This is a genomic window from Mesorhizobium sp. M4A.F.Ca.ET.090.04.2.1 (assembly GCF_003999085.1).
In the GTDB taxonomy this organism is placed as follows: Bacteria; Pseudomonadota; Alphaproteobacteria; order Rhizobiales; family Rhizobiaceae; genus Mesorhizobium.
The window spans coordinates 1-840 of record NZ_RZOT01000955.1 but is presented as its reverse complement, the minus strand read 5'-3'; the positions used below and the strand labels follow the sequence as shown (position 1 = coordinate 840).

The 840-nt window shown below is 66.1% G+C and carries 2 protein-coding genes; both read right to left on the bottom strand.

Annotation, left to right across the window (positions count from 1 at the left end; all coding sequences use genetic code 11):
- Window positions 1-649, bottom strand: a 649-nt coding sequence (locus tag EN781_RS33430) for an NAD-dependent epimerase/dehydratase family protein (RefSeq protein WP_127400777.1), incomplete at its 3' end; no start/stop codon positions are given.
- Window position 650: 1 nt separating this feature from the next.
- The coding region (locus EN781_RS33425; protein WP_127400776.1) for a hypothetical protein at window positions 651-840 on the bottom strand (190 nt) is incomplete at its 5' end.

Genomic DNA, 840 nt, shown 5'->3' with positions numbered 1-840 from the left:
GGGTATGCAGCACCGAGCGCGGCACGGGCAGGATCGCTTCTTGGCCGCTCAGCGGCTCGCGGATGATGCCGGAGAAGAACCCCGAGGCCGCCTTGTTCGGCTTGCCTGGCCTGACACAGATGGTCGGCAGCCTGATGCCGATGCCGTCGAAGAAGCCGCGCCGCGTATAGTCGGCGAGCAACGCCTCGCTCATCTGCTTCTGCGTGCCGTAGGATGTCAGCGGCGTCGGATGGAACTCGTCCGGGATGACATCCGGGAACGGCGCGCCGAATACCGCGATCGACGAGGTGAAGACGAGGCGCGGCGAAAACCCCGCCAGCCGCACGGCGTCGAACAGCGCGCGCGTGCCGTCGAGATTGACGCGGTAGCCGAGGTCGAAATTGGCTTCCGCCTCGCCCGACACAATGCCAGCCAGATGGAAGATCACATCGGGGCGCGAAGCGACCAAGCTAGCGGCTGCTCCAGGTGCCGCGAGATCGCCAGTGCGGATGGAGACATCGACCCCTGGCATGGCGGGCCCTTCAGATGCCACGATATCGTGTAGGTCGAGCGCGCTGATCTTGCGGCCGCGCAGTTGCCCGTCCCTGGCCAGCCGGGCAATCAGCTTGCGGCCGACCATGCCGGCCGCGCCCGTAATCAACACGCGCATCTCAAGGATCCTTCTTACGCTGGCTGCGGCCACGCAGCCAGAACACGACAAAAATCGCCACCATGAAGACGGCCGCGATGACTGCGGCCAGGATGGTCGAGACGCTGCCGGCCGCCAGCATCACCCGCGGCAGGAAATAGGCGGCGATGCCGAACAGGAGCAGCACCCAGAACGCGCCAAGCGCCGCATTG